This is a genomic window from Streptomyces sp. NPDC045846, from assembly GCF_056431605.1.
Genome location: NZ_JBWKKJ010000010.1, coordinates 32,079 through 57,049 on the forward strand (window position 1 = coordinate 32,079; position 24,971 = coordinate 57,049).

The following is a 24,971-nucleotide window of genomic DNA, read 5'->3' on the forward strand; positions in this document are numbered from 1 at the left end:
GCCCAGCAGGGGCGAGCCGGTAGCGTGAACCGTCAACGCCGTCCCCCAGCTGTCCCTCATCAGGAGCGCCTCCGCCGTGCGTATCGCAGTCACCGGCTCCATCGCCACCGACCACCTCATGACCTTCCCCGGCCGCTTCGCCGACCAGTTGGTCGCCGACCAGCTGCACACGGTCTCCCTCTCCTTCCTGGTCGACAACCTCGACGTGCGCCGTGGCGGTGTCGGTCCCAACATCTGCTTCGGCATGGGCCAGCTCGGCGGCCGGCCGATCCTGGTCGGCGCGGCCGGCTCCGACTTCGACGAGTACCGCGCCTGGCTGGACCGGCACGGCGTCGACACCGGCTCGGTCCGCATCTCCGAGGTGCTGCACACCGCCCGCTTCGTGTGCACCACCGACGCCGACCACAACCAGATCGGCTCCTTCTACACGGGCGCGATGAGCGAGGCCCGCCAGATCGAGCTCAAGGCGGTCGCCGACCGCGTGGGCGGCCTCGACCTCGTGCTGATCGGCGCGGACGACCCCGAGGCGATGCTGCGGCACACCGAGGAGTGCAAGGCGCGGAGCATCCCCTTCGCGGCCGACTTCTCGCAGCAGATCGCCCGCATGTCCGGCGACGACATCCGCACCCTGCTCGAAGGCGCGACGTACCTCTTCTCCAACGAGTACGAGAAGGGCCTCATCGAGTCCAAGACCGGCTGGAGCGACGCGGAGATCCTCGCCAAGGTCGACTACCGGGTCACCACCCTCGGCTCGCGCGGGGTGCGCATCGAGAAGGTCGGCGCCGAGCCGATCGTCGTGGGCGTGCCCGAGGAGGAGGCCAAGGTCGACCCGACGGGCGTGGGCGACGCCTTCCGCGCCGGGTTCCTGACCGGCCTGTCCTGGGGCGTCTCGCACGAGCGCGCCGCCCAGCTCGGCTGCATGCTGGCCACCCTGGTCATCGAGACGCTCGGCACCCAGGAGTACACCCTGCGCCGGGCCAACTTCATGGACCGCTTCACCAAGGCGTACGGCGACGAGGCCGCCGCCGAGGTGCGGGCCCACCTCCAGTAGGGCTCAGCCCGTACGGCGCACCCGGTAGGCGGTTCCGCCCGCCGCCGGGTGCTCGCCCAGGTACTCCTGGTTCCGCATCTCGCACCACGCCGGGATGTCCAGGCGGGCCGCCTCGTCGTCGGCGAGCACGGTCACCACGCCGCCGACGGGCACGCTCCCGATGGCCTTCGCGAGTTCGATGACCGGGATCGGGCAGAGCCGGCCGAGCGAGTCCACCACGACCTCCCCGGCGTCGCCGGGCCCGGGCTGCGCGACCGGTGCCCCCAGCCTGGTCCGTACGGACGCGACCACCCCGGGCAGCAGGTCGAGGAACCGGTCGACCTCCTCCGCGGGGGTGCCGAGGGGGAGCGAGACCCGGACGTTGCCCTCGCTCAGCACCCCCATCGCGCGCAGCACATGGCTGGGCGTCAGGGTGCTGCTGGTGCAGGACGAACCGGATGAAACAGAGAATTCCGCCCGGTCGAGCTCGTGCAGCAGGGTCTCTCCGTCGACATAGAGACAGGAGAAGGTGACCAGGTGCGGCAGCCGCCGCGCCGGATCGCCGACCACCTCCACGTCCGGCACCAGCTCCACCACCCGGGCCCGGATCCGGTCCACCAGACCCCGCAGCCGCGCGGCCTCCGCCTCGGCCCCGGCCCGGACGGCCCGCAGTGAGGCGGCGGCCGCCACGATCGCCGGGATGTTCTCGAAGCCGGCCGCGCGCCCCGACTCCCGCTCGTCGGTGGGCCCTTGCGGGGCGAAGCGGACGCCCTTGCGGACCGCGAGCAGCCCGACTCCTGCCGGACCGCCCCATTTATGCGCACTCGCGGCGAGGATCGACCAGTCGCCCTCGACCGGCCCCCAGGCCAGCGACTGGGCCGCGTCCACGAGCAGCGGCACCCCGGCGGCCCGGCAGGCCTCGGCGACCTCGGCGACGGGCTGGACCGTGCCCACCTCGTGGTTGGCGGACTGGAGGCAGGCGAGCGCGGTGTCCGGCCGCAGGGCCGCGGCGTACGCGTCGGGGGAGACCCGGCCCGCGCGGTCCACGGCGACCTCGGTCACCGAGCCGCCGCCCGCCTCGTGGGAGGCGGCCGAATGGAGGACCGAGGAGTGTTCGACCGCGGAGACGACCAGATGCCCTCCGACACGCCGACGCCCGGACAAGGATCCGTAAATTCCGGAGTGCACCGCGCGGGTCCCCGAACTGGTGAAGCTGAGCTCGTCCGGGCGGCAGCCGACGGCCTCCGCGGCCGCTTCGCGCGCCGCGTCCAGGAGCAGCCTGGCGCGCCTGCCCTCCCGGTAGAGCCGGGCCGGATCGGCCCATCCCTCGTCCAGGGAGGCTTGCAGGGCCTGGCGGGCGACGGGGTGCAGGGGGGCCGAGGAGGCCGCGTCGAAGTAGGGCACCCGGCCACGCTAACCCCGGCCCGGCGCGCGAGCTGCGGGGGCCGGGGCGAGGGGTCGTCAGATGGCGCCCGGAGGCCGGGATTCCACCGGGACTCCACCCCTTCGGGGACTCGGACGGCGCGTTGGGCACCCTCCCCGCGCGACCCCAAATAGCGTCCAGTAGGGTTTGGTCCGCATAAACATCCAAACCCCTGCCCGTGTGCCAGGGCGGCGACCGACCAGCGAGACGGCCGTAGCCGACCACCGCGGGCGAGACTCTCGGGAAGGCGCTACGTGAGTCCCAACGGCTCCGACCGCTCGTCGCGGCGCCCGATGCGGCGGAAGCTGCCGCAGGTGCTGACTGCGGGCCTGGTCCTGGCGACAGCATCCGGTTGCTCGTACAACTGGAAAGACTTCCCTCGACTTGGTATGCCCACTCCGGTGACGGACGAGGCTCCCAGGATCCTGTCCCTCTGGCAGGGCTCGTGGGCGGCTGCGCTCGCCACGGGCGTGCTGGTCTGGGGCCTGATCCTGTGGAGCGTCATCTTCCACCGGCGCAGCCGCACCAAGGTCGAGGTACCCGCGCAGACCCGGTACAACATGCCCATCGAGGCGCTGTACACCGTGGTCCCGCTCATCATCGTCTCCGTGCTCTTCTACTTCACGGCACGCGACGAGACGAAGCTCCTGGCTCTGACCCCGAAGCCCGCCCACACGGTCAACGTGGTCGGCTATCAGTGGAGCTGGGGCTTCAACTACGTCGAGGACGTGCCCGGTGTGAAGGGCGACGCCACGACGGACAAGAACCTGGCAGCGATTCCGGACCGGTTCAAGAAGGACTTCCCCGCGAACGCGGGCGGTGTCTACGACGTCGGCATCCCCGGCACCCGTAACCCGCAGACCGGAAACCCGGGCCCGACCCTGTGGCTGCCGAAGGGCGAGAAGGTCCGCTTCGTGCTGACCTCGCGCGACGTCATCCACTCCTTCTGGGTGGTGCCGTTCCTGATGAAGCAGGACGTCATTCCGGGACACACCAACTCCTTCGAGGTCACGCCCAACCAGGAAGGCACCTTCCTGGGCAAGTGCGCCGAACTCTGCGGTGTCGACCACTCGCGCATGCTCTTCAACGTGAAGGTCGTCTCCCCGGAGCGCTACCAGCAGCACCTCAAGGAGCTGGCGGCGAAGGGCCAGTCCGGCTACGTGCCGGCGGGCATCGCTCAGACCGACCCCGCCAAGAACGCGGAGACGAACAAACTGTGAGCATCCTCAACGAATCTCAGGGTGCCGCGGCAGCAGACGACTCGTACGAGAACGAGCTGCCGGTCCGGCGCAAGCAGCCGGGAAACGTCGTCATCAAGTGGCTGACCACCACTGATCACAAGACGATCGGCACGATGTACCTGGTCACGTCGTTCGCGTTCTTCTGCATCGGCGGGATCATGGCGCTCTTCATGCGCGCCGAACTCGCCCGCCCCGGCACGCAGATCATGTCGAACGAGCAGTTCAACCAGGCGTTCACGATGCACGGCACGATCATGCTGCTGATGTTCGCGACGCCGCTGTTCGCCGGATTCGCGAACTGGATCATGCCGCTGCAGATCGGCGCGCCCGACGTGGCGTTCCCGCGGCTGAACATGTTCGCCTACTGGCTCTACCTGTTCGGCTCGACCATCGCGGTCGGTGGCTTCCTCACCCCGCAGGGCGCGGCCGACTTCGGCTGGTTCGCCTACTCCCCGCTGTCGGACGCCGTCCGCTCGCCGGGTGTCGGCGCCGACATGTGGATCATGGGTCTGGCCTTCTCCGGCTTCGGCACGATCCTCGGTTCGGTCAACTTCATCACCACGATCATCTGCATGCGCGCTCCCGGCATGACGATGTTCCGTATGCCGATCTTCGTGTGGAACGTCCTGCTGACCGGTGTGCTGGTCCTGCTGGCCTTCCCGGTCCTCGCGGCCGCGCTGTTCGCCCTGGAGGCGGACCGCAAGTTCGGTGCCCATGTCTTCGACGCCAGTAATGGCGGCGCGATCCTGTGGCAACACCTCTTCTGGTTCTTCGGCCATCCAGAGGTGTACATCATCGCGTTGCCCTTCTTCGGAATCATTTCCGAAGTGATCCCGGTGTTCAGCCGCAAGCCGATGTTCGGCTACAGCGGCCTGATCGGCGCCACCATCGCGATCGCGGGTCTCTCCGTGACCGTGTGGGCGCACCACATGTACGTCACCGGTGGCGTGCTCCTGCCGTTCTTCTCCTTCATGACGTTCCTCATCGCCGTTCCGACGGGCGTGAAGTTCTTCAACTGGATCGGCACGATGTGGAAGGGCTCACTGTCCTTCGAGACGCCCATGCTGTGGGCCATCGGCTTCCTGATCACCTTCACCTTCGGTGGTCTGACCGGCGTCATCCTGGCCTCGCCGCCGATGGACTTCCACGTCTCCGACTCGTACTTCGTCGTCGCGCACTTCCACTACGTCATCTTCGGCACCGTGGTCTTCGCGATGTTCTCCGGATTCCACTTCTGGTGGCCGAAGTTCACCGGAAAGATGCTGGACGAGCGGCTCGGCAAGATCACCTTCTGGACGCTGTTCGTGGGCTTCCACGGCACGTTCCTGGTGCAGCACTGGCTGGGTGTCGAGGGCATGCCGCGTCGTTACGCCGACTACCTGGCGGCCGACGGGTTCACCGCCCTGAACACGATCTCGACGATCTCCTCCTTCCTGCTCGGTCTGTCGATCCTGCCGTTCTTCTACAACGTCTGGAAGACCGCCAAGTACGGCAAGAAGATCGAGGTCGACGACCCGTGGGGCTACGGCCGTTCGCTCGAATGGGCGACCTCCTGCCCGCCGCCGCGGCACAACTTCCTCACCATGCCGCGCATTCGCTCCGAATCGCCGGCGTTCGACCTCCACCACCCGGAGATCGCGGCTCTCGACCAGCTCGAGAACCACGGCGACGTCCACGGTGACCACATGATCGCCGGTGGCAAGGAGGCCGGGAAGTGAAGATCCAGGGCAAGATGTTCCTGTGGCTGTCCGCCTTCATCCTGATCATGGCCGTCGTCTACGGCGTGTGGTCGAAGGAAGCGGCCGGAACCACCGCGCTCGTCATGGCCTTCGGCCTGAGCGTCATGATCGGCTTCTACCTGGCCTTCACGGCCCGGCGGGTCGACGTGGGTGCCCAGGACGACAAGGAGGCCGACGTCGCGGACGACGCCGGTGAGGTCGGCTTCTTCTCGCCGCACTCCTGGCAGCCGCTCTCGCTCGGCATCGGCGGCGCCCTGGCCTTCCTCGCGATCGCCATGGGCTGGTGGCTGCTGTACTTCTCGGCGCCGCTGATCCTGGTCGGCCTCTACGGCTGGGTGTTCGAGTACTACCGCGGCGAGAACCAGAACCAGTAGGTTCCGCGCCCGCCGCGCTGCTCCAAGAGGGGCCCTCCGTCTCACCACGAGACGGAGGGCCCCTCGTTTGCAGTCACCCCGCGCGCCGGATCTGACGAATCTTCATACCGTGTGGTCATGAGCCACGCACCGCGCATCCGCACCGTAGTGAGCTGCACCCTCCTGGTCCTGTCCCTCGGTGTGGGGGCCACGGGGTGCGGCGGGTCCGACGGCAACCCGCTTTCGGCCAAGCCGTACGACGCGGCCGGGCAGGTCGCGTACAACGGCCCGGCGGGCAGTCAGAAGGCCGATCCCAACAAGCCCCTTGAGATCACCGCCAAGGGCAAGGACGGCCGCATCACGGACGTCACGGCCGTCGACGGCAACGGGCGCTACCTCGCGGGCGAGCTCGCCGCCGACGGCAGCCGCTGGCACTCCACCGCCCCGCTGGTGGCCGGCGCGCACTACACCGTCAAGGTCTCCACGGAGAACGAGGACGGCTCTCCGGGGCTGCGCACGCTGACGTTCGACACCGCGGCGGTCAAGGACGCCGTGGAGGTCGAATTCGGCCCGGACGCGGGCAAGTACGGCGTCGGACAGCCCATCACCGCCCAGCTGAGCAAGCCGGTCAAGGACAAGGCGGCCCGGGCGATCGTGGAGCGGGCGCTGCGCGTGGAGTCCACACCCGCGGTGGAGGGCGCCTGGTACTGGGTGGACGACAAGGTGCTGCACTACCGCCCCAAGGAGTACTGGCCCACCCACGCCACCATCAACGTCCACTCCAACCTGGAGGGCGTGAAGATCGCCGACAAGCTGTACGGCGGCCCGGCCAAGCCCCTGAAGATCACCACGGGCGACCGGGTGGAGGCCATCACCGACGCCGCCGGGCATTACATGACCTTCAAGCGGAACGGAGAAGTGATCAATACCATTCCGGTCACCACCGGAAAGCCCGGCTTCTCCACCCGCAACGGCGTCAAGGTGGTCCTGGGCAAGCAGTACTTCGTACGCATGCGCGGGGAGACCGTCGGCATCTCGTCGAGCAGCTCGGACGGGTACGACCTGCCCGTCTACTACGCCACCCGCGTCACCTGGAGCGGCGAATACGTGCACGCCGCGCCCTGGTCGGTGGGCTCGCAGGGCTCCGAGAACGTCAGCCACGGCTGTACGGGCATGAGCACCGGCAACGCCGCGTGGTTCTTCGAGAACATCAACGAGGGCGACATCGTCAAGGTCGTCAACAGCATCGGCGAGGACATGACGCCCTTCGACAACGGGTTCGGCGACTGGAACGTGTCCTGGGACAAGTGGCGGACGGGCAGCGCCCTGCTGGCCGACCTCAAGGCCGGCCAGACCAGGGCCAACGCCGCCCGGCTGCGGCCGGGAGTGTGAGCTCAGGCACCCACGGCGAGCCGCTTGCGCAGCAGGGAGGCCAGGGCGTCCGCGAACTCGACCGGCTCGACCGGAAGGGTCACCGCGGCGTCCGCACGGCTCCAGGTGGCCAGCCAGGCGTCCTGCGGGCGCCCGATGAGGAGCAGCACCGGCGGGCACTGGAAGACCTCGTCCTTGATCTGCCGGCAGACCCCCATGCCGCCCGCCGGGACGGCCTCGCCGTCCAGGACGCAGACGTCGATGCCGCCGCGGTCCAGCTCCTTGAGGACCGCCGGCAGCGTGGCGCACTCCAGGAATTCCACCGGGGGCACGTCGGAGGCGGGCCTGCGCCCGGCCGCGAGCCGCACCTGGGCGCGGGTGTTCGCGTCGTCGCTGTAGACCAGAACGGTGGCGCTCGACTGCATGGATCCTCCGAAGGTCCGGCGGGTCCGCCGGCGTTGGCTCATGAACCGATGCGCGGATGCTACTCCGTCCGACTGCCCGTCAACACCGGTTCGGGCAGCCCTTCGATGGGCCGTTCGGGCCCTGCATACGGCCCTGACACACCGAACGGCACCCCCCGGAGTGAGGGCGGGATAAGCGACCGACATAATGTCGGTCGTGGCGACAGCAACGACAGTAGAAACCGGGCACGCGCACCCGTCGGTCAATCGGCCGAACCTCACCAGCGTCGGAACCATCATCTGGTTGAGTTCCGAGCTGATGTTCTTCGCGGCCCTCTTCGCGATGTACTTCACTCTGCGATCGGTAACGGGTGCCGCGCACTGGTCAGAAATGGCCTCGTCCCTGAACCTTCCGTTCTCGGCGACCAACACCACGATCCTGGTGCTCTCCTCCCTCACCTGCCAGCTCGGCGTCTTCGCCGCCGAGCGCGGCGATGTGAAGAAGCTCCGCACCTGGTTCATCATCACGTTCGTGATGGGTGCGATCTTCATCGGCGGCCAGGTCTTCGAGTACACCGAGCTGGTGAAGAAGGACGGCCTCTCGCTGTCCTCGGACCCGTACGGCTCGGTGTTCTACCTGACCACGGGCTTCCACGGACTGCATGTGACGGGCGGCCTGATCGCCTTCCTGCTGGTTCTCGGCAGGACGTACGCGGCCAAGAGGTTCACCCATGAACAGGCGACCGCGGCCATCGTCGTGTCCTATTACTGGCACTTCGTCGATGTCGTGTGGATCGGCCTCTTCGCCACGATCTACCTGATCCAGTAACCAGGGCCCGTAGGTCCGCACCACATCCAGCATCGACGCAGAAGATCCTGACACCGGGGTAATCCGTGAAAAAGCTCTCCGCACGACGACGCCATCCGCTGGCGGCGGTCGTCGTCCTACTCCTCGCGCTGGCGGCCACCGGGGGGCTGTACGCCGCGTTCGCGCCCGCGGGCAAGGCCAAGGCTGACGAAACCGCCCAGTCCCTCGCCATCGACGAGGGCAAGAAGCTCTACTCCGTCGGCTGCGCCAGCTGCCACGGAACCGGCGGTCAGGGCACCTCTGACGGCCCCTCCCTGGTCGGTGTGGGCGCCGCCGCGGTGGACTTCCAGGTCGGCACCGGCCGCATGCCGGCGCAGCAGCCCGGCGCGCAGGTGCCGAAGAAGAAGGTCATCTACTCGCAGTCCGAGATCGACCAGCTCGCCGCGTACGTGGCCTCGCTGGGCGCCGGCCCGAGTGTGCCGACCAACTCGCAGTACAACCCGAGCGGTGCGGACATCGCCAAGGGTGGCGAGCTGTTCCGCACCAACTGCGCCCAGTGCCACAACTTCACGGGTGAGGGCGGTGCCCTGACGAACGGCAAGTTCGCCCCCAGCCTGGAAGGCGTGGACCCCAAGCACATCTACGAGGCCATGCAGACCGGCCCGCAGAACATGCCGTCCTTCCCGGACACGACGATGCCGCAGAAGCAGAAGCAGGACATCATCGCGTACCTGCACGCTGTCAACAGCGACAAGTCCCCCAGCCCCGGTGGTCTCAAGCTCGGCGGGCTCGGTCCGGTCAGCGAGGGCCTGTTCGGCTGGATCTTCGGTCTGGGCGCCCTTATCGCAGTAGCCATCTGGGTCGCGGCCCACACCGCTAAGGCCAAGAAGTCATGAGTAGCCAAGAGAATTCCGAGAGCCTGCCTGAAGCGCAGGCCACCGCGCACGGCGCGGTAGAGCACGCGGGCGACCCCTTCGCCGACCCGGGACTGCCGGCCCACAAGCCGCGCATCCAGGACATCGACGAGCGGGCGGCCAAGCGCTCCGAGCGCGCGGTCGCGTTCCTGTTCTTCCTGTCCATGGTCGCGACGGTCGGCTTCATCGCCTCGTACGTGATCTTCCCGGTCGACAAGATCGTCTTCATCTTCCCGTTCGGGCACGTCAGCGCGCTGAACTTCGCCCTGGGTCTGACCCTGGGTGTCGCGCTGTTCTGCATCGGCGCGGGCGCGGTCCACTGGGCCCGCACCCTGATGTCGGACGTGGAGATGCCGGCCGAGCGGCACGAGATCGCCGCCCCGCCGGAGGTCAAGGCGCAGGTCCTGGCCGACTTCAAGCAGGGCGCGGCCGAGTCCGGCTTCGGACGGCGCAAGCTGATCCGCAACACCATGTTCGGCGCGCTCGCGATGGTGCCGCTCTCCGGTGTGATGCTGCTGCGCGACCTGGGCACGCTGCCCGAGACCAAGCTGCGGCACACCATGTGGTCCAAGGGCAAGGCCCTGATCAACATGAACACCAACGAGCCGCTGCGTCCCGAGGACCTGCTGGTCGGTTCGCTCACCTTCGCCAAGCCCGAGGGCCTGGAGGAGGACGCGGAGGACTTCCAGACGCAGATCGCCAAGGCGGCCCTGATGCTCGTCCGGATCAAGCCGGAGGACATCAAGGACAAGCGCGAGCTCGAGTGGTCGCACCAGGGCATCGTCGCCTACTCGAAGATCTGCACCCACGTCGGCTGCCCGATCTCCCTGTACGAGCAGCAGACGCACCACGTGCTCTGCCCGTGCCACCAGTCCACCTTCGACCTCTCCGACGGCGCCCGCGTCATCTTCGGCCCGGCCGGTCACGCCCTTCCGCAGCTGCGGATCGGCGTGAATGACGAGGGTTACCTCGAAGCGCTCGGCGACTTCGAAGAGCCCGTCGGTCCTGCCTTCTGGGAGCGCGGATGAGCACCACGACAGACGCACGGCGCGAAGCGCCCGCCGGTGAGCGGATCGCGGACTGGGCGGACGGCCGGCTCGGGATCTACTCCCTGGCCAAGGCCAACATGCGCAAGATCTTTCCGGACCACTGGTCCTTCATGCTCGGCGAGATCTGCATGTACAGCTTCATCATCATCATCCTCACGGGTGTGTATCTGACGCTGTTCTTCCACCCGAGCATGAACGAGGTCGTCTACGACGGCTCGTACGTGCCGCTGCAGGGCATGCACATGTCCGAGGCGTTCAACTCGACCATGCACATCAGCTTCGATGTGCGCGGTGGTCTGCTGATCCGGCAGATCCACCACTGGGCGGCGCTGATCTTCCTCGCCGGCATGTTCGTGCACATGATGCGCGTGTTCTTCACGGGCGCGTTCCGCAAGCCGCGTGAGGTCAACTGGCTGTTCGGCTTCCTGCTGTTCGTCCTGGGCATGTTCACCGGCTTCACCGGTTACTCGCTCCCGGACGACCTGCTGTCGGGCACCGGTGTCCGCTTCATGGAGGGCGCGATCCTGTCCGTGCCGGTCGTCGGCACGTACATCTCGTTCTTCCTCTTCGGTGGCGAGTTCCCCGGCGGGGACTTCGTGGCCCGGTTCTACTCGATCCACATCCTGCTGCTGCCGGGCATCATGCTCGGCCTGATGGTGGCTCACCTGATCCTGGTCTTCTACCACAAGCACACCCAGTTCGCGGGTCCGGGACGTACGAACAAGAACGTCGTCGGCATGCCGCTGCTCCCGGTGTACATGGCGAAGGCGGGCGGCTTCTTCTTCCTGGTCTTCGGTGTCATCGCGGTGGTCGCGGCGATCGCCTCGATCAACCCGATCTGGGCGATCGGCCCCTACCGGCCGGACCAGGTGTCCACCGGTGCCCAGCCCGACTGGTACATGGGCTTCTCCGAAGGCCTCATCCGTGTGATGCCGGGCTGGGAGATCAACCTGTGGGGGCACACGCTCGTCCTGGGTGTGTTCGTCCCGCTGGTGATCTTCCCGCTGGTCCTGGCGACCATCGCGGTGTACCCGTTCATCGAGTCCTGGATCACCGGGGACAAGCGCGAGCACCACATCGCGGACCGGCCGCGCAACGCGCCGACGCGCACCGCGTTCGGTGTCGCGTGGATCACCTGGTACCTGGTGCTGCTCGTCGGTGGTGGAAACGACCTCTGGGCGACCCACTTCCACCTCTCGATCAACGTCATCACCTGGTTCGTGCGGATCGCGTTCTTCGTGGCCCCGGTCCTCGCCTTCATCGCCACCAAGCGGATCTGCCTGGGTCTGCAGCGGCGCGACGCCGAGAAGGTGCTGCACGGACGCGAGTCCGGCATCATCAAGCGGCTGCCGCACGGCGAGTTCATCGAGGTGCACGAGCCGCTGGACGCCGGTGCGCGCTACAAGCTCACCGCGCACGAGCAGTACAAGCCGGTCGAGGTCGGCCCGGCGGTCGACGAGAACGGTGTCGCCCGCAAGATCTCGCGGACGCAGAAGCTGCGCGCCAAGCTCAGCAAGGGCTACTTCGGCGAGGGGAACCAGATCCCCAAGCCGACGGCCGAGGAGTACGAGGAGATCACGAGCGGCCACGGCCACCACTGATCCCCGCCTGACCTGACGGTCGCCACAACCGAGGCTCCGGCCCGGCCCCTTGACGGGGGCCGGGCCGGAGTCTTTCGCGTACCCGGTCCCCGGCGCGTCCGTACTGCGGGCACGGGCGCGGGGCGGGCCGCCCCTGTCGATAGGCTTACGGGCGGTATCCAGTCCCTTGACCACCAGGAGCGAGCATGAGCGCTGTTACCCCCACCGGAGGCGACACCGTGGCGGCCCACTCCTGGCCGGGCGTCCTGGACGCGCTCCTGAGCGGCACCGACCAGAGCGCGGACGTGACCGCCTGGGCGATGGACCGGATCATGCGCGGCGAGGCCACCGACGCGCAGATCGCCGCCTTCGCGGTGGCGCTGCGCGCCAAGGGCGAGACGGTCGCCGAGATCACCGGCCTGGTCCGCACGATGTACCGGCACGCCAACCTCATCGAGGTGCCCGGACCCAGCGTGGACATCGTCGGCACCGGGGGCGACGGCGCCAAGACCGTCAACATCTCCACCATGTCGGCGATCGTGGTCGCCGGCACCGGCGCCAAGGTCGTCAAGCACGGCAACCGGGCCGCGTCCTCGGCCAGCGGCGCCTCGGACGTCCTGGAGAAGCTCGGGGTCAACCTCGACCTCAGCCCGGCACGCGTCGCCGAGGTCGCCGAGGAGGCGGGCATCACGTTCTGCTTCGCGGTGAAGTTCCACCCGGCGCTGCGCTACGTCGCCGCCGCCCGCCGCGAGATGGGCATCCGCACCACGTTCAACTTCCTCGGCCCGCTCACCAACCCGGCCCGGGTGCGCGCCCAGGCGACCGGGGTCGCCGACGCGCGGATGGCGCCCATCGTGGCGGGCGTGCTCGCCGAGCGCGGCTCCTCGGCGCTGGTCTTCCGCGGCGACGACGGCCTCGACGAACTGACCACCACCGGCACCTCCCGGGTGTGGGTGGTGCGCGACGGCCAGGTCACCGAGGAGCGCTTCGACCCCCGCGACGTCGGCATCGAGATCGTGCCCATCGAGGCCCTGCGCGGCGCGGACTCCTCGTACAACGCCGATGTCGCCCGCCGTCTCCTCGCGGGCGAGCGCGGTCCGGTGCGGGACGCGGTGCTGCTGAACTCGGCGGCGGCCCTGGTCGCCCTCGAACCCGGGCCGGGCCCGCTCGCCGGGCAGATCGGCGCCGCGATGGCGCGGGCCGCCGAGGCCGTCGACTCCGGGGCGGCCCGCGCCGCCCTGGAGCGCTGGGTCGCGGCGAGCAACGCCTGAGGCGTGGGCCGCCCGGTCCACAGCCCTCCGCACGTCTTCCGTACGTGATGTGACGCAAGGCGCAGTCCGGATCGCGGACTGTGCCTTGCGCACCCGTGGACGTGTGGCAGGATGCTGTCCAAGGTCATGAGTGACAGCGATTTAGGCCCCGGCTCGCTGTCCGGCAACCCTCCGTCCGTGGCGGGGTGCCCCGGGTGAAGACCAGGTCGTAGGCAGCAAGGCCTACGGCAAGCGCGGACCCCTGGACATCATCGGATGTCACAGCCCTGGGGTCCTGGTCCTCAAGGGAGCAGTCTCGTGAGCAAGCGAATGCGATAGGGCGTACCGCCCCTTCTTCACATCCTCCGCGCACCCTTCTTCGGGCTGCGTGTCCGAGGTCAACACCCGTACACGGCAAGGCAGTCGCACCCTCTCGCTCGATGCAGGGTCACGCCGCCGTACCCGGGGTCCGAAGTCAACTCGCCTTGTCCTGCCGGGAGATACCGCCATGTCCGCACGCCCTGTCGCCACCGTCCCCGCCGCCGCTCAGTCCGCCGACCCCTGCTGTGCCGCGCCGCTGCCCGTGCTCGGCCGCGACGTCACCGTGCCGCTGGTCACCGGCGGCGAGGTGACGTACGCCGCCCTCGACTACGCGGCCAGCGCGCCCGCCCTCCAGCGGGTCTGGGACGACGTCGCCGCGTACGCCCCCTACTACGGCAGCGTGCACCGCGGCGCGGGCTACCTCTCGCAGCTCTCCACCGACCTGTTCGAGAACAGCCGCGAGACGGTGGCCGAGTTCCTCGACTGCCGCCCCGGCGACCAGGTCGTCTTCACCCGCTCGACCACGGACTCGCTCAACCTGCTCGCCCAGGTGGTCCCGGCCGACTGCCAGGTCTTCGTCTTCGAGACCGAGCACCACGCCTCGCTCCTGCCGTGGCGCGACGCCCGGGTGACGTACCTGAACGCGCCGCGCACCCCGCAGCAGGCCGTCGAGACCCTGGAGCGCGCGCTCGCCGACCGCGACCCCTACGGGCCCGCGCTCGTGTGCGTCACCGGCGCGTCCAACGTCACCGGTGAGCTGTGGCCGGTGCGGGAACTCGCCGCCGCGGCACACGCGCACGGCGCCCGCATCGTGCTCGACGCGGCCCAGCTCGCGCCCCACCACCCGGTCTCCGTACGGGAGTTGGACGTCGACTGGATCGCCTTCTCCGGGCACAAGCTGTACGCGCCGTTCGGCTCGGGCGTGCTCGCCGGGCGCGCGGACTGGCTCCAGGAGGCCGAGCCGTACCTGGCCGGTGGGGGCGCCTCCAAGAAGGTCGCGCGGCGCGGTGACGGCGGGGTGGACGTCGAGTGGCACACCACGGCCGCGCGCCACGAGGCCGGCTCGCCCAACGTCATCGGCGTCTACTCCATCGCCTCCGCCTGCAAGGCGCTCACCGAGGCGGGCTTCGACGCGCTGGTCGAGCGCGAGCGGCACCTGATCGCGAAGGTCCGCGAGGGCCTGGCGGCGGTCCCCGAGGTCCGGGTGCTGTCGCTGTTCGGGGACGACGCGCCCCGGGTCGGCGTCCTCTCGTTCGTCGTCGACGGCTGGAACAGCTCGCACTTCGCGGCGGCCCTGTCGGCGGAGTACGGCATCGGGGTGCGCGACGGCCTCTTCTGCGCTCACCCGCTGGTGCGCACGCTGCTCGGCAGCGACCCGCAGGACCCGGGCGAGTGCGGTGCGCCCGAGGGGGAGCCGGGCGAGCGGTCCCTCAACGCGATCCGGGTCAGCTTCGGGGCGGGGACCCCGGACGAGCACGTGGACCGCTTCGTGCGGGCGGTGCGTGAGCTGGTCACGCAGGGGGCGAAGTGGCAGTACCGCACGGAGGGGGGCCGCTGCGTCCCGGCGGTGTAACCCCGCCGGACCACGCCCACCCGGGGCTCCGCCCCGGACCCCGTTCGCGCCTTGAGGGCGCTCGTCCTCAAGCGCCGGACGGGCTGGGTGGGCTTGGGTGGGCACTCTCGTTGGTGGCGGGCGTCCTGCTGAAGGCGACCCTGCTCAGGGGCGCGGGGAACTGCGCGAGCGGCCACGCACGGTTCGCAGACCGGCGTGCTTCGACGCCCACCCCGCAGGGGGCTACGAGTCCAGGCCGATGGCGAACGCTGCTTCCAGGTCGTGCTGGGAGTACGTGCGGAACGCGACGTGCGTGTCCGTGGCCTCCACGCCGGGGATCTTGCTGATGCTGCCGGGGATGATGTCCGCCAGATCGTCGTGGCGGGCCACCCTGACCAGCGCGATCAGATCGTACGTACCGGTCACCGAGTACACCTCGCTGACGCTGTCGAGCGCCGCGATGGACTCCGCGATCTCGGGAATCCGGTCCACGCTGGTCTTGATGAGCACGATCGCGGTGATCACGGCTGGCTTTCTCCCTCGGTGGCGGCCGGACCCGCGGGCTTCACGGGCTTTCGGCGTTTCACTCTATCCGCCCCGCCGAACCGGGCCCACGCGTAGAGGAAGCCGAGGCCGAAGCCGATGAGATGGGCGAGGTAGGCCACGCCGGGCCCGGCCGATGAGCCCTGGATCGCCAGCCACTGGAGGGCGAACCAGAAGACCAGCACGATCCAGGCCGGAAAGCGCAGCGGCAGGAACAGCAGGAACGGGAAGATGCTGGTCACCCTGGCCCGGGGGAAGAGCCAGAGGAAGGCGCCGAGCACCGCCGAGATGGCCCCGGACGCCCCCACGAGCGTCTGGTCCGAATCCGCGTGCGCCGCCGCGTACCCGAGCAGCGCCAGATAGCCGGCCACCCCGTAGAAGAGGGCGAACTCGAAGCGCCCCACCCGCTCCTCGGCCATCGCGCCGAAGACGTACAGGAACAGCATGTTGCCCAGCAGGTGCAGCCAGCTGCCGTGCACGAACAGGGCGGTGAGCGGGGTGAGCAGGGCGTGCGGGCGTCCCACCATCAGGTCCCGCGGGATGACCCCCCAGCGGGCGAAGTAGTCGCTCTGGGCGCTCAGGATCGCGTCGCCGGTGCCGTACCCCGGGTTCAGGCCGGAGACCGGACTGATGACGAAGAGCAGACAGCACGCCGTGATCAGCCCGTACGTCACGGTCGGGCCCCGCACCGCGCCCTTGAGGATCGCCGCTCCCCGCCACTTGATCATGGGGAGAGAATGGCCCAAAGGGAGCTTTCGGTACAGACCGCCTCGCCGTGCCGAGGGCCGACGGGTAGGCCGTAGGGTTGCGGGCAGTACTCCCGCAGTTCGACGGCGCACCGCGAGATCCTGGACCATGGAAGTGGAAAAGAGGACGGCACCACATGACCACCGTTCCCCAGATGACCACCGAGACCCGGTGGCGCTGCACGCTCTGCGGAAACCTCACCCGTTTCGATGTCACCCGCTCGTCGAAAGTGATCGAGTACGTCCATCTGGACCTCGCCGGAGAGCCCAAGGTGGAGGAACGCGAGGTGGTCAGTGAGACCATCGAGTCGGTCCGCTGCCGCTGGTGCAACGCGGTGGACCAGATCGAGCTAGTGGACCGGCCGGGTACCGACACCGCGACCGCCTCCTGAGGGCGGCCGCCCAGGCGGTACGGATGACAGTTGGGGTGACGGATTGTGGAGCATGCAAGCGGTGCTGAACCGGCCGCTTCGGCCGGTGACGGCCCCGCCGAGGTGCTCGACCGCCCGCTGCCCGAGGCGGTGCGACGCCGGGTCGTCGCCTTCGTCTCGGAGGCGTTCGGCGGCCTGACCGTCGCCGAACTGCCCGGACAACTGCGGCAGTACGCCCGTTTCACCCCGACCCGGCGCGCCAAGTTCGCGGGCAACGCGATGGCCGCCGCGCTGGAGAGCGACCCCGTGTTCCGCCAGCGGATCGGCGAGCGGCTCAAGGAGTCGCAGCCGGAACTCGCGGGCGCCGTCGAGGCGGGCTCGCCGCCGGCCGCCGCCGATCCCGTGGACGTGGCGGCCGCCGCCTATGTGCTGCGCCCCACCGGCTGGGTGAAGCTCGTCGCCGCGGCCGGCGAGGAGGCCCAGCGGGCGTTCGCCGAGCGGGTCGACGAGGAGGGCCGGCGCGAACTGGAGCGGCTGCGCGAGGAGCTCGCCGAGGCGCGCGACCGGATCAAGTCCGAGAACGAGGCGCTGCGCCTCGAACTGCTCGCCGCCCGCAAGGAAGCCGAAACGCTCCAGCGCAAACTGCGCAGCGCCCAGAGCGATGTGAAGCGGGGCGAGGCCGCGCTGCGGCGCGTCACCGCCGAGATCGACGGCATCAAGGCGGAGGCGGCCGCCCAGGTGGCCACCGCCGAGAGCGAGGCGCGCCGGCTCAAGACGCGGCTCGGCGAGGCCGAGGCCGGTCTTGAGGCGAGCCGGCGGGCGGTGCGCGAGGGCCGCTCCGTCGAGGACATGCGGCTGCGGCTGCTGCTCGACACCGTCCTGGAGGGCGCCCAGGGCCTGCGCCGCGAACTGGCCCTGCCGCCCGCCTCGGTGCGCCCCGCCGACACCGTGGACGCGGTCGCGCCGGGCAACATGACGCCCAAGGACATCGCGGCCCGGGCGCTGTCGGAGACCGACCCGGCGCTGCTCGACCAGCTGCTCGCGCTGCCCCAGGTGCACCTGGTGGTGGACGGCTACAACGTCACCAAGACCGGCTATCCGACGATGCCGTTGGAGAAGCAGCGCCTGCGGCTGCTCGGCGGCCTCTCGGTGCTCGCCGCGCAGACGGGCGCCGAGGTCACCTGTGTCTTCGACGGCGCGGAGCTGGCGGCGCCGGTGCTGCTCGCGCCGCCCCGGGGCGTACGGGTGCTGTTCTCCAAGCCGGGTGTGACCGCGGACGAGCTGATCCGTCAGCTGGTGCGGGCCGAGCCGTCGGGACGGCCCGTGGTGGTCGCCTCGACGGACAAGGAGGTCGCGGACGGCGTGGCGAAGGCGGGCGCCCGCCCGGTCGCCTCCCTGCTGCTCCTGAAGCGGCTTTCGCGCGTCTGACGCATTCGAGGCCTTTGGTAACTCCTGTGTTCAATGCCCGAATTCGGGTGACCGCTGGCGAGCGCTCCGTCAAGTGCCCACTACTGCGCGTGGGATGACAGTAAAGAATCCTCACGATGACCGGATTTTTTCCCATCAGGATTTGAACTGATCACAGGAAGGTCACTAGGGTCGGGCCTCGTACCTTCATGCGGTTGATCACTCGTTCGGGGTGTCCGTGAAGGTCCCGCCGACTGTGCCGTGTTCGGCGGCTGAGGAAGAAGGAGCTCGCCTTCGTGGGGTCCCACCGTCGTCCCAAGCCCGCGAGCCGCACCCGCGTGACCGTGCTCAGCGCGACCGCCGCCGCCGTCGTCGCCCTTACCTCGCAGGCCGCGCAGGCCGACCCGAAGCCCACCAAGGACGAGGTCAAGAGCAAGGTCGACAAGCTCTACGACGAGGCCGAGCAGGCGACCGAGGCGGCCAACGGCGCCACGGAGAAGCAGCGTCAGCTCGAAACCGAGATCAGCCAGATCCAGGACAAGGTCGCCCGTGGTCAGCAGGAGCTCAACACCCTGCGCAGCGGCCTCGGTTCGATGGCCTCGGCGCAGTACCGCTCCGGTGGCATCGACCCCTCGCTCGCCCTCTTCCTCTCGTCCAACCCGGACGACTTCCTGGACAAGGCGTCCTCGCTCGACCAGCTGAGCGCCACCCAGACCGAGGCGCTCCAGAAGATCCAGGGCAAGCAGCGCACCCTCGCGCAGGAGCGCAAGGAGGCCCAGGACAAGCTGAAGGACCTGGCCGACACCCGCACGGTGCTCGACGCCAAGAAGAAGGAAGTCCAGGGCAAGCTCAGCGACGCGCAGCAGCTGCTCAACACCCTGACCGCGCAGGAGAAGGCGGCCCTCGCCTCCGACGACGCGCGCGCCAACCGCTCCACCGAGCGCCCGAACCTCGGCAAGGACGTGCCGGCCTCCCAGGTCGGCGCCGCCGCCCTGGCCGCGGCCCAGACCCAGCTCGGCAAGCCGTACAGCTACGGCGCGACCGGCATGGCCACCTTCGACTGCTCGGGCCTGACGGGCTACGCCTACGGTCAGGCCGGCGTCAACCTGCCGCGCACCTCGCAGGAGCAGGCCAACGCGGGCACCCGGATCGGCCGCAGCGAGCTGAAGCCCGGCGACCTGGTGCTCTTCTTCGGCGACCTGCACCACATCGGCCTGTACGCCGGCAACAACATGGTGCTGCACGCGCCGCGGACCGGCACCGTCGTGCGCTACGAGTCGATGGACAACATGCCCTTCCAGTTCGGTGTGCGCATCGGCTGATCCGCCCTCCCCGTCAGCCGCCGACCCCGCCCAAACGGGCGAATTGCGGCAACCCGCGCTGACGCGACGCCCCGCCGGTGACCTGTGTTCTCCGGTGGGGCGTCACTTTGCGTAGGCGGCGCGGTCGTTGGCCGCCCGGCGTGCGCCCGGTTACTGTCCGGCGTGCGGTGTCCCCGATGACTCGCCGCCCGCCCGGGCGGCAGGGGCCGCACGCAGTGCAAGGGAGTGCGGCATACGTGGCGTCCCATCGCCGGCCTTCGCAGTCGGGCCTGACCCAGAGCGCCCGCGTCACCGTCCTTTCGGCCGCGGCGGCGACGGCCGCGGCAGCCCTCGCGGCACCCGGCGCGAGCGCGGCCCCGCACGAGCCGGGCTCCTCGGGCCAGGCCAAGGTCGACCGGCTCTTCCAGGAGGCCGAGCGGGCCACCGAGCAGTACGACAAGGCCGATGAGCACGCCAAGCAGCTGCGCGAGGAGGTCAGACAGGCGCAGGACGGTGTCGCGCGCGGCCAGGAGAAGATCAACCGCATGCGGGGCGCGCTCGGCGCGATCGCCGGGGCGCAGTACCGCGCGGGCGGCATCGACCCCGCGCTCGCCCTGCTCCTGTCGTCCAACCCGGACACCTACCTCGACCAGGCCGCGACCCTCGACCGCCTGAGCGAGCGTCAGGCCGGTGCCCTCCAGGACCTCCAGCACGAGCAGCGCCGCCTCTCGCAGCAGCGCGCCGAGGCCGGCCGCAAGCTGGTCGAGTTGGAGCGCAGCCGCACGGAAGTGGCCCGGCACAAGCGGACCGTGGAGTCGAAGCTGGCCGAGGCGCGCCGGATGCTGAACGCGCTGCCGACCGCCGACCGGGCCGCCTTCGACCACGCCTCCCGCTCCGGGCGCTCCGAACTGCCCGCCCTCTCCGGCTCGGCGCCCGCCTCCTCGCGGGCCGCGGCGGCCGTGCTCGCGGCCCGCTCGGCGATCGGCAAGCCGTACATCTGGGGCGCCAACGGGCCCTCCGGCTTCGACTGTTCGGGCCTGATGCAGTGGTCGTACGCCCAGGCCGGCGTCGGCCTGCCGCGCACCTCGCAGGAGCAGCGGTACGCGGGTCACCAGGTGCCGCTCTCCGAGGCGAAGCCCGGCGACCTGATCGCGTACCGGCACGACGCCAGCCACATCGCCATGTACATGGGAAACGGCCAGGTGGTGCACGCCCCCTATCCCGGTGCGCCGGTGCGGTACGACCCCGTCGGGATGATGCCCATTTCCTCGGTGACGCGCGTGTGACCGTACGATCGGCGGCGTGGCAGGTCATGGACGCGGTCGGACGGCGCGGCGCGGGCGGGCGGCGGGATGCGTCCTCGCCGCGCTGCTGATCGTCTGCGGCTGTTCGGCGCCCGGCCCGGCCGCCGACGGTGCCGCGAGCGAGGTGCAGCGGGTCCTCGACCGGCGCGCGAGGGCGGTCCTGGCGCACGACGAGAGCGGCTACCTGGCGGCCGTCGACCCCGCCGCCACGGGCCTGCGGGCGGCCCAGCGGGCCGAGTTCGGCAACCTGGCGCAGGTGCCGCTGACCTCCTGGGCGTACCAGGTCACCGGGGTGGACCGGCACGGGTCGACGGCCACCGCGAAGGTGGACCTGCGCTACCGCGTCCAGGGCTACGACACCGCGCCCGCGACGGCCGCCCGCACCCTCACGCTCGACCGGCGCGGCGGCCGCTGGTACGTCACCGGCGACCGGCCCGCCCAGGGCGCCGCCCAGCTCCTGTGGCAGCAGGGCCCGGTCACCGTCGTGCGCGGCACGCACAGCCTGGTCCTCGGGGTGGGCCAGGACGCGGCGAAGCTGCACGAGATCGCGGCCACCGAGGACGCCGCGGTGCCCGCGGTGTCGGCGGCCTGGCCGGGCGGCTGGGCGGGCCGCGTCGTGGTCCTCGTCCCCTCCTCGCTGGACGGCATGGCCGCGCTGCTCGGCGCGCCCGCCGCCTCCTACCGGGGCATCGCGGCGGTGACCACCGGCGAGGCGGGCGGCGCCGGGGCGGCCCCGGCGGACCGGGTGATCGTCAACCCGGAGGCGTACGCGGTCCTCGGCGACCTGGGCCGCAAGGTCGTCCTCACGCACGAGACCACGCACGTCGCCACCCGCACGCACACCTCGCCCGCCACCCCGATGTGGCTCTCGGAGGGGTACGCGGACTGGGTCGGCTACCGCGACACCGGCCGCACCGCGCCCCAGGCCGCCCCCGAACTCCAGAAGGCCGTCCGCGCGGGCCTGCTCCCCGCCGACCTCCCCTCGGACGCCGACTTCGGCTTCGACGGCGGCGCGGACCGGCTGGCCCGCGCCTACGAGGGCGGCTGGCTGGCCTGCCGCCTGATCGCGACCCACTGGAGCGAGGCGACGCTGGCCCGCTTCTACCGGAAGGTGGGCGACCAGCAGCACCGCGAGGGCGCGGTCGAGAAAGCCATGACCGAGGAACTCGGCCTGTCGCCAAGGGAGTTCACCGCGCGCTGGCGGGAGTACGTGCGCGAGCAGCTGGCCTGAGCGGCGGGTGCCGCGCGTCAGCCGGTCCGGGAGGGCTCGGTGGTGCGGGTGGGCTGAGCGGGGACGGGGGGCAGGTTGTGGGTGGCGGAGGTCGAGCGCCACAGGCGGCGGCAGGCGAGGAGCGAGGCCGTCACCAGGAGGCCGTTGCGTACGCACAGCAGGAGCAGGCCCAGCCAGTCGCTCGCCACCACGTGCGAGAACCAGATCGGGAACTCCAGGAGGGTCACAAGTGCCGCGGCGAGGACCAGGAGCGCCGGACGGGTCATCGGGGAGCGGCGGAAGGCGAGGCACACCGCGGCGAGGCCCACGAGCCACAGGAGGTACTGCGGGCTGATGACCCGGCTCGTCGTGGTGAACAGCAGCACGGCGGTGAAGGCCGCGTCGGCCAGGGTGCTCGGGCGCCGCGTGTCCCAGGCCCGGAGGCGCCACAGCAGCAGCCAGCCGAACGCGAGCACGCTCAGCGCCATCGCCAGGGTGGACACCAGCGGCACGTACGGCCCCAGGAACTCCACCGAGCCGTAGTTCAGCTGTACCCGGCCCGACCAGCCGAAGTGGCGGGCCGCGTGGAAGACCAGCGCGCCCAGCGACTCGACCTCCGTGCCCCGCTCGCGCTGGAAGGCGAGGAAGGCGAGGGACCCCGGCGCCGCCGCGGCACACGTCACGAGGAGGGCCGCGGCGCTCACCGCGGCGGTCGTCCAGGCGCGGCGCGGGGCGCGGACCAGGAGCAGGACCGGCCACACCTTCAGGAGCGCCCCGAACGCGGCCAGCGCGCCGAGGGTGCGTGGATGGCGGGCGCCCGCGAGCAGCGCCGCGACCGCGACGGCGGTCACCATCAGGTCGTAGCGGGCGTACGCGGTGGGGCCGAGCAGCGGCACGCCCACCGCCCACACCCAGGCGCCGTTCAGGGACTTGCCGGGGCGGCCCGCCGCGTACATCAGGAGGGCGAAGACCAGCGCGTCCGCCAGGAAGCAGAGGACGAAGAACGCCGTCGCGTAGCCGAGGAAGGGCAGCGCCGCGGGGGAGAGGATCGCGAGCGCGGCGGCCGGCGGATACTGCCAGGTCACGTCGTCCAGCGGATACGTGCCGGTCAGGAGGACCTGCGACCAGCCCTGGTAGATGACGTGCACGTCGCTCGTGACGTCCGGGCCCGGGAGCACCAGCACCCGGAAGACGCAGAGCAGCAGCAGATAGCGGGTCGCGGCCCAGGTGGCCGCCACCGCCAGGGTGCGCCGGGGGATGCTCATGGTGTCCGCCTCGTCCTTGTTTCAGGTGGTTCGGGGGCCGGCGTCAGCCATGATGCCGGGTGCCCGGTCGCGTCGTCCGTGAGGCGGGGCCGCGCGCCGCTCCCGGGCTGCCTCGCGGCAGCGCGCCCCGGGTTCGGTACTGTCGGCGGCGATGCACAAGACCTTGATCGTGACCAATGACTTCCCGCCGCGCCCCGGCGGGATCCAGGCGTTCCTGCACAACATGGCGCTGCGGCTCGATCCCGAGCAGGTCGTCGTCTACGCCTCGACGTGGAAGCGGAGCCGGGAGGGCGTCGAGGCGACCGCCGCGTTCGACGCCGAGCAGCCGTTCACCGTCGTACGGGACCGCACCACGATGCTGCTGCCCACGCCCCGGGTCACCCGGCGGGCGGTCGCCCTGCTGCGCGAACACGGGTGTTCCTCGGTGTGGTTCGGGGCGGCGGCGCCGCTCGGCCTCATGGCGCCCGCGCTGCGCAGGGCCGGGGCCGACCGCCTGGTGGCCACCACGCACGGGCACGAGGCGGGCTGGGCCCAACTGCCCGTCGCGCGGCAGCTGTTGAGGCGGATCGGCGAGGGCACCGACACGATCACCTATCTCGGTGAGTACACCCGCTCGCGGATCGCGGGCGCGCTGACCCAGCAGGCCGCGGCCCGCATGGTCCAACTCCCGCCCGGCGTCGACGAGAAGACCTTCCACCCCGGCTCCGGCGGCGACGCCGTGCGCGCGCGGCTCGGGCTCACCGACCGGCCCGTCGTGGTCTGCGTCTCGCGCCTCGTGCCGCGCAAGGGGCAGGACACGCTGATCCGCGCCATGCCGGCCATCCTCGCGAAGGTGCCCGACGCGGTCCTGCTCATCGTGGGCGGCGGACCGTACGAGGCCGACCTGCGCAAACTCGCGCTCGACACCGGGGTCTCGTCCTCGGTCCGCTTCACCGGGGCGGTGCCCTGGGCGGAGCTGCCCGCGCACTACGGGGCGGGCGACGTCTTCGCGATGCCGTGTCGCACCCGGCGCGGCGGCCTGGACGTCGAGGGCCTCGGCATCGTGTACCTGGAGGCCTCCGCGACCGGCCTGCCCGTGGTCGCGGGCGACTCCGGCGGCGCGCCCGACGCGGTCCTCGACGGCGAGACCGGCTGGGTCGTGCGGGGCGGGTCCCCCGAGGACTCGGCGGACCGCATCGTGACCCTGCTGCGGGATCCCGGTCTGCGGGGGCGGATGGGGGAGCGGGGGCGGGTGTGGGTCGAGGAGAGGTGGCGCTGGGATCTCCTCGCGGAGAAGCTGAGGGGTTTGCTTTAGCCGTCCGGCTGGGGTTTTGACGGGCGGGCCCGTCTGCCCCTTGGCGGCGTCCCCCGCGCCTCCCTTGCCGGGAGGGCCCTGGGGGCGGGCGCGGTGGTCCTCATGCGCCGTTCCCCGCGCCCCTTTCTGTTGGGCGGGGGGTGGAGCGGCCGCGTTGTCGCCCTTTTGCGCCGTTCCCCGCGCCCCTCAAGGGGTGGGGTTTTGGCCGCGGGCCGTGGGTGGTCGCTCGCGCAGTTCCCCGCGCCCCTTATGGGGTCGGTTGTCAGTCGCGGGCTGTGGGTGGTTGTTCGCGCAGTTCCTCGCGCCCCTTGGCAGGGCTGTTGTCTGCTGCGGGCCGTGCGTGGTTCTCGCGCAGTTCCCCGCGCCCCTAGGGGGGGTGATGCCTCGCCGTGTCGAGTGGGGGCCAATCCAGCCCCTGCGGCGTTTGAGCAGCGGGGTCCGGGGCGGAGCCCCGTGTCCACCGGCCGGAGGGGAATTTCGAAGGCCGAGGCGGCA

Annotated in this window: 22 protein-coding genes and 1 riboswitch; of the genes, 17 read left to right on the forward strand and 5 right to left on the reverse strand. The window is 70.5% G+C overall.

The window, feature by feature from the left end:
- Positions 1 to 76: 76 nt before the first annotated feature.
- On the forward strand, positions 77 to 1,051 hold the full coding sequence (locus AC07F3_RS27200; RefSeq protein WP_479117062.1) for a carbohydrate kinase family protein: 975 nt from the start codon (positions 77 to 79) through the stop codon (positions 1,049 to 1,051).
- Between the two features lie 3 nt (positions 1,052 to 1,054).
- On the opposite strand, the gene AC07F3_RS27205 is transcribed toward AC07F3_RS27200, so the two are convergent.
- Positions 1,055 to 2,434, reverse strand: a complete 1,380-nt coding sequence (locus AC07F3_RS27205) for an aminotransferase class V-fold PLP-dependent enzyme (protein WP_479117063.1) — start codon at positions 2,432 to 2,434, stop codon at positions 1,055 to 1,057.
- Positions 2,435 to 2,707: 273 nt separating this feature from the next.
- Here AC07F3_RS27205 and ctaC point away from each other — a divergent pair, with 273 nt between their 5' ends.
- The 4 genes from ctaC to AC07F3_RS27225 all read left to right on the forward strand — a co-directional run bounded on the left by ctaC (position 2,708) and on the right by AC07F3_RS27225 (position 7,178).
- Complete coding sequence (ctaC, locus tag AC07F3_RS27210; protein WP_479117064.1) at positions 2,708 to 3,673, forward strand: aa3-type cytochrome oxidase subunit II; 966 nt, start codon at positions 2,708 to 2,710, stop codon at positions 3,671 to 3,673.
- The gene (gene ctaD, locus AC07F3_RS27215) at positions 3,670 to 5,412 is read left to right on the forward strand and encodes an aa3-type cytochrome oxidase subunit I (protein WP_479117065.1); all 1,743 of its coding nucleotides are present in this window, start codon (positions 3,670 to 3,672) and stop codon (positions 5,410 to 5,412) included. The genes ctaC and ctaD overlap by 4 nt, the downstream gene beginning before the upstream one ends.
- The gene (locus tag AC07F3_RS27220; RefSeq protein WP_114035663.1) at positions 5,409 to 5,807 is read left to right on the forward strand and encodes a cytochrome c oxidase subunit 4; all 399 of its coding nucleotides are present in this window, start codon (positions 5,409 to 5,411) and stop codon (positions 5,805 to 5,807) included. Before ctaD ends, AC07F3_RS27220 begins: the two co-directional genes overlap by 4 nt.
- Before the next feature lie 117 nt (positions 5,808 to 5,924).
- Complete coding sequence (locus AC07F3_RS27225) at positions 5,925 to 7,178, forward strand: L,D-transpeptidase (protein WP_479117066.1); 1,254 nt, start codon at positions 5,925 to 5,927, stop codon at positions 7,176 to 7,178.
- Between the two features lie 2 nt (positions 7,179 to 7,180).
- On the opposite strand, the gene AC07F3_RS27230 is transcribed toward AC07F3_RS27225, so the two are convergent.
- Positions 7,181 to 7,582: a hypothetical protein gene (locus AC07F3_RS27230; protein WP_479117067.1), complete on the reverse strand. Its 402-nt coding sequence runs from the start codon at positions 7,580 to 7,582 to the stop codon at positions 7,181 to 7,183.
- 187 nt (positions 7,583 to 7,769) lie between these two features.
- On the opposite strand from AC07F3_RS27230, the gene ctaE reads away from it, so the two are divergent.
- The 6 genes from ctaE to AC07F3_RS27260 all read left to right on the forward strand — a co-directional run bounded on the left by ctaE (position 7,770) and on the right by AC07F3_RS27260 (position 15,056).
- Positions 7,770 to 8,390: an aa3-type cytochrome oxidase subunit III gene (ctaE, locus tag AC07F3_RS27235; RefSeq protein ID WP_053727713.1), complete on the forward strand. Its 621-nt coding sequence runs from the start codon at positions 7,770 to 7,772 to the stop codon at positions 8,388 to 8,390.
- Between the two features lie 65 nt (positions 8,391 to 8,455).
- On the forward strand, positions 8,456 to 9,265 hold the full coding sequence (gene qcrC, locus AC07F3_RS27240; protein WP_479117068.1) for a cytochrome bc1 complex diheme cytochrome c subunit: 810 nt from the start codon (positions 8,456 to 8,458) through the stop codon (positions 9,263 to 9,265).
- A complete protein-coding gene (qcrA, locus tag AC07F3_RS27245) occupies positions 9,262 to 10,311 on the forward strand; it encodes a cytochrome bc1 complex Rieske iron-sulfur subunit (RefSeq protein WP_114035666.1) in 1,050 nt (349 codons plus the stop codon). Before qcrC ends, qcrA begins: the two co-directional genes overlap by 4 nt.
- The gene (gene qcrB / locus AC07F3_RS27250) at positions 10,308 to 11,933 is read left to right on the forward strand and encodes a cytochrome bc1 complex cytochrome b subunit (protein ID WP_479117069.1); all 1,626 of its coding nucleotides are present in this window, start codon (positions 10,308 to 10,310) and stop codon (positions 11,931 to 11,933) included. The genes qcrA and qcrB overlap by 4 nt, the downstream gene beginning before the upstream one ends.
- 185 nt (positions 11,934 to 12,118) lie before the next feature.
- On the forward strand, positions 12,119 to 13,183 hold the full coding sequence (gene trpD, locus AC07F3_RS27255) for an anthranilate phosphoribosyltransferase (RefSeq protein WP_479117070.1): 1,065 nt from the start codon (positions 12,119 to 12,121) through the stop codon (positions 13,181 to 13,183).
- A 122-nt stretch (positions 13,184 to 13,305) separates the two neighbouring features.
- Positions 13,306 to 13,423, forward strand: a riboswitch (SAM riboswitch).
- A gap of 247 nt (positions 13,424 to 13,670) precedes the next feature.
- A complete protein-coding gene (locus tag AC07F3_RS27260) occupies positions 13,671 to 15,056 on the forward strand; it encodes an aminotransferase class V-fold PLP-dependent enzyme (RefSeq protein WP_479117071.1) in 1,386 nt (461 codons plus the stop codon).
- 222 nt (positions 15,057 to 15,278) lie between these two features.
- Here AC07F3_RS27260 and AC07F3_RS27265 read toward each other — a convergent pair whose 3' ends face one another.
- Both AC07F3_RS27265 and AC07F3_RS27270 read right to left on the reverse strand, forming a co-directional pair.
- A complete protein-coding gene (locus AC07F3_RS27265) occupies positions 15,279 to 15,560 on the reverse strand; it encodes an Lrp/AsnC family transcriptional regulator (protein ID WP_388975429.1) in 282 nt (93 codons plus the stop codon).
- Positions 15,557 to 16,306, reverse strand: a complete 750-nt coding sequence (locus AC07F3_RS27270; protein WP_479117072.1) for a rhomboid family intramembrane serine protease — start codon at positions 16,304 to 16,306, stop codon at positions 15,557 to 15,559. Before AC07F3_RS27270 ends, AC07F3_RS27265 begins: the two co-directional genes overlap by 4 nt.
- A gap of 155 nt (positions 16,307 to 16,461) precedes the next feature.
- On the opposite strand from AC07F3_RS27270, the gene AC07F3_RS27275 reads away from it, so the two are divergent.
- The 5 genes from AC07F3_RS27275 to AC07F3_RS27295 all read left to right on the forward strand — a co-directional run bounded on the left by AC07F3_RS27275 (position 16,462) and on the right by AC07F3_RS27295 (position 21,938).
- Complete coding sequence (locus AC07F3_RS27275) at positions 16,462 to 16,716, forward strand: hypothetical protein (protein WP_114035671.1); 255 nt, start codon at positions 16,462 to 16,464, stop codon at positions 16,714 to 16,716.
- Positions 16,717 to 16,761: 45 nt separating this feature from the next.
- Entirely contained in the window at positions 16,762 to 18,123 is a 1,362-nt protein-coding gene (locus AC07F3_RS27280; RefSeq protein WP_479117073.1) for an NYN domain-containing protein, read from the forward strand.
- A 275-nt stretch (positions 18,124 to 18,398) separates the two neighbouring features.
- A complete protein-coding gene (locus AC07F3_RS27285) occupies positions 18,399 to 19,424 on the forward strand; it encodes a C40 family peptidase (RefSeq protein ID WP_479117074.1) in 1,026 nt (341 codons plus the stop codon).
- A gap of 236 nt (positions 19,425 to 19,660) precedes the next feature.
- Complete coding sequence (locus AC07F3_RS27290; protein WP_479117075.1) at positions 19,661 to 20,689, forward strand: C40 family peptidase; 1,029 nt, start codon at positions 19,661 to 19,663, stop codon at positions 20,687 to 20,689.
- A gap of 16 nt (positions 20,690 to 20,705) precedes the next feature.
- Positions 20,706 to 21,938 (forward strand): hypothetical protein, encoded by a 1,233-nt coding sequence (locus AC07F3_RS27295; protein WP_479117076.1) that lies wholly within the window; start codon positions 20,706 to 20,708, stop codon positions 21,936 to 21,938.
- 17 nt (positions 21,939 to 21,955) lie between these two features.
- Here the strand turns inward: AC07F3_RS27295 and AC07F3_RS27300 are convergent, their stop codons facing one another.
- Positions 21,956 to 23,182: a glycosyltransferase 87 family protein gene (locus tag AC07F3_RS27300; protein WP_479117077.1), complete on the reverse strand. Its 1,227-nt coding sequence runs from the start codon at positions 23,180 to 23,182 to the stop codon at positions 21,956 to 21,958.
- Positions 23,183 to 23,333: 151 nt separating this feature from the next.
- Here AC07F3_RS27300 and AC07F3_RS27305 point away from each other — a divergent pair, with 151 nt between their 5' ends.
- Positions 23,334 to 24,476, forward strand: coding sequence for a glycosyltransferase family 4 protein (locus AC07F3_RS27305; RefSeq protein WP_479117078.1), 1,143 nt, complete (start codon positions 23,334 to 23,336; stop codon positions 24,474 to 24,476).
- Positions 24,477 to 24,971 lie beyond the last annotated feature (495 nt).

Excerpts from the sequence above, each read along its gene's own strand:
- AC07F3_RS27225 (WP_479117066.1), top strand. The coding sequence starts at position 5,925 with ATGAGCCACGCACCGCGCATCCGCACCGTAGTGAGCTGCACCCTCCTG.
- trpD (WP_479117070.1), top strand. The coding sequence starts at position 12,119 with ATGAGCGCTGTTACCCCCACCGGAGGCGACACCGTGGCGGCCCACTCC.
- qcrB (WP_479117069.1), top strand. The coding sequence starts at position 10,308 with ATGAGCACCACGACAGACGCACGGCGCGAAGCGCCCGCCGGTGAGCGG.
- AC07F3_RS27300 (WP_479117077.1), bottom strand. The coding sequence starts at position 23,182 with ATGAGCATCCCCCGGCGCACCCTGGCGGTGGCGGCCACCTGGGCCGCG.
- AC07F3_RS27260 (WP_479117071.1), top strand. The coding sequence starts at position 13,671 with ATGTCCGCACGCCCTGTCGCCACCGTCCCCGCCGCCGCTCAGTCCGCC.
- AC07F3_RS27275 (WP_114035671.1), top strand. The coding sequence starts at position 16,462 with ATGACCACCGTTCCCCAGATGACCACCGAGACCCGGTGGCGCTGCACG.
- AC07F3_RS27230 (WP_479117067.1), bottom strand. The coding sequence starts at position 7,582 with ATGCAGTCGAGCGCCACCGTTCTGGTCTACAGCGACGACGCGAACACC.
- AC07F3_RS27305 (WP_479117078.1), top strand. The coding sequence starts at position 23,334 with ATGCACAAGACCTTGATCGTGACCAATGACTTCCCGCCGCGCCCCGGC.
- ctaE (WP_053727713.1), top strand. The coding sequence starts at position 7,770 with ATGTCGGTCGTGGCGACAGCAACGACAGTAGAAACCGGGCACGCGCAC.
- qcrA (WP_114035666.1), top strand. The coding sequence starts at position 9,262 with ATGAGTAGCCAAGAGAATTCCGAGAGCCTGCCTGAAGCGCAGGCCACC.
- AC07F3_RS27270 (WP_479117072.1), bottom strand. The coding sequence starts at position 16,306 with ATGATCAAGTGGCGGGGAGCGGCGATCCTCAAGGGCGCGGTGCGGGGC.